The organism is Dietzia sp. SYD-A1 (assembly GCF_015356725.1).
In the GTDB taxonomy this organism is placed as follows: Bacteria; Actinomycetota; Actinomycetes; order Mycobacteriales; family Mycobacteriaceae; genus Dietzia.
On sequence record NZ_JADDKI010000563.1, the window covers coordinates 1 to 1,761 of the forward strand.

1 protein-coding gene is annotated in these 1,761 nt (G+C 69.4%); it reads right to left on the reverse strand.

Features of this window, described 5'->3' with window-relative positions; genetic code table 11:
- Positions 1–67: 67 nt before the first annotated feature.
- Positions 68–1,729: an AMP-binding protein gene (locus IY392_RS16985; RefSeq protein ID WP_182613327.1), complete on the reverse strand. Its 1,662-nt coding sequence runs from the start codon at positions 1,727–1,729 to the stop codon at positions 68–70.
- Positions 1,730–1,761 lie beyond the last annotated feature (32 nt).

Genomic DNA, 1,761 nt, shown 5'->3' on the forward strand with positions numbered 1-1,761 from the left:
ACCGCCGCACCGATCCCGCGGGAGGACCCGGTGACCGCGAAGGACCGGCCGTCCAGCCGCAGCCCGGTCACGCCGAGCCGACGGCGTCCGTACGCCGGTCGTGGTCGGGGGCGCGCTCGGCCACCAGTCGCCGCGCCCATCCGTAGTCGGTCTTGCTGCTGGGGTGGCGCTCGACGCGGTCGACCACCCAGTACGCCGCGGGGATCTTGAAGCCGGCGAGGTGCTCGCGCAGCGCCTGCCCGACGGACTCGAGATCTCCGGCATCAGCGGTGTCCGACCACTGGATCACCGCGCCCACGCGGTGTCCGAACCGCTCGTCCGGGATGCCGAACGCCACCGCGTCCTCGATCCCGTCCACCGCCTTGAGCGCGGCCTCGACCTCCTCGGCGAAGATCTTCTCGCCGCCCGAGTTGATCACCTGACTCGCCCGACCGAGCATGATGATCGTCTCCGGGCCGTCATAGCGTCCGCGGTCGCCGGTGAACACCCGACGGGTGCCCGCGATCTCCCGGAAGGTCTCGGCGGTCTTGGCCTCGTCCTTGTAGTACCCGGCGGGCTGGTAGCCGCTCTTGACGATCCAGCCGATCTCCGTCGAGTCGTCCGGGAGCGGCTCGTCGAAATCGTCGACGAGCTGCAGGGTGGTCCCCCTGGGGATCCGCGGACCGTGATCGGCGAACAGCGATCCGTCGTCGAGGTTCGCCTTGGTGACCACGCCCAGACCGCCGAAACCGCCCTCGGACGACCCGAACGCGTCCATGATCATCAGATCGGGGCGGAGCTCGAGCAGGTCCGCCTTGACCGACGGGGAGAACAGGGCGGCGCCCGAGGAGACCATGAACATGCTCGAGGTGTCGGGGTCGGTCCGACGCATCTGGTCCACGATCGGCCGGACCATCGCGTCCCCCGCCACCACGGCGACCTGGATCTTCTCGCTCTCGATCTCCTCCAGGGCGTCCGCCGCCCGGAAGTGCGGGAGATAGTGCATGGTGCCGCCGGCGAACAGTCCGGTGAAGCTGGGCATGATGCCCGAGGTGTGGATGAGCGGGAGCAGGATCAGGTAGCGCAGGGGATCGCCGCCGAGGCCGGACCGGGACTGGTGGTACTCGTCGGGCACCGGCTCACCCGTGTGGTAGTCCGCACCGCCGCCGAGGCTGCGCCAGAGGTCCTCCTGACGCCACATCACGCCCTTGGGCTTTCCGGTGGTTCCGCCGGTGAACACCAGGTAGAGGTCGTCGCCGCTGCGCTCGAGCCGCGGGCGCTCCGTCGACGCCGCGTCCAGGATCTCCCGCGCGTCCAGGGCGCCGTCCGGGAGCGTGTCGACGGTCGAGCCGTCCTCCACCACGATCGTGTGCCGGACGGAGTCGAGACCGCTGACGGCCTCGGTCACCGCACCACCGAATTCACGGTGGAAGACCAACACGCTGGTGTCCGAGTAGTCGTAGAGGTAGCGCAGTTCCGCTCCCGAGTAGCGGTAGTTGATGCTGATGGTCACCGCCCGCAACTTGAGCACCCCGATGATCAGGGCCAGGCAGTCCACCCCGTTGCGCAGATGCACACCGACGTGGTCGCCGGCACCGACACCCAGGGAGGACAGTGCCGAGGCCCACCGGTTGGCCTCGGCCTCCAGGTCCGCGTAGGTGAGCCGACGTTCGTCCTCCACCACCGCCAGGCGGTCCGCGCCAAAGGCGTCCACGGCGTGCTCGAAGAGGTCGGCCAGGTTGTGTGCCATGTGGTGTCCTCCGTGACTGGGGTGACGGGTGT